Source organism: Nonomuraea rhodomycinica, from assembly GCF_013363995.1.
Taxonomy (GTDB): domain Bacteria; phylum Actinomycetota; class Actinomycetes; order Streptosporangiales; family Streptosporangiaceae; genus Nonomuraea; species Nonomuraea rhodomycinica.
In genome coordinates, this window is sequence record NZ_JABWGO010000072.1 from 1 (window position 1) to 290 (window position 290).

A 290-nucleotide genomic window follows, 5' to 3' on the forward strand; every position below is an offset into this window, starting at 1 on the left:
GTGGGTGCGGGTGCGCGAGGAGGACGGCCAGGCGGTGGCCACGGTGGCCAACAGCGGGCCGGCGGTCCCGCCGTACGAGGTGGAGGACCTGGTCGAGCCGTTCCGGCGGCTGCAGGGCGACCGCGTGCGCTCGGCGCGGGGGGCGGGACTGGGGCTGTCCATCGTGCGGGCCATCTGCGACGCGCACGGCGGCTCCGTCCCCGCCGAGGCCCGGCCCGAGGGCGGCCTGAGCGTCACCGTGCGGCTGCCGGGCGCCGTCCCGACAGCGTGATCCTGGGGCGTGGGATCCT

General features: G+C 78.3%; 1 protein-coding gene. It reads left to right on the top strand.

The features are described from left to right. Window positions 1-271 (top strand): sensor histidine kinase (locus HT134_RS44470; RefSeq protein WP_175606522.1); only part of this gene is annotated, 271 nt, incomplete at its 5' end. Window positions 272-290 lie beyond the last annotated feature (19 nt).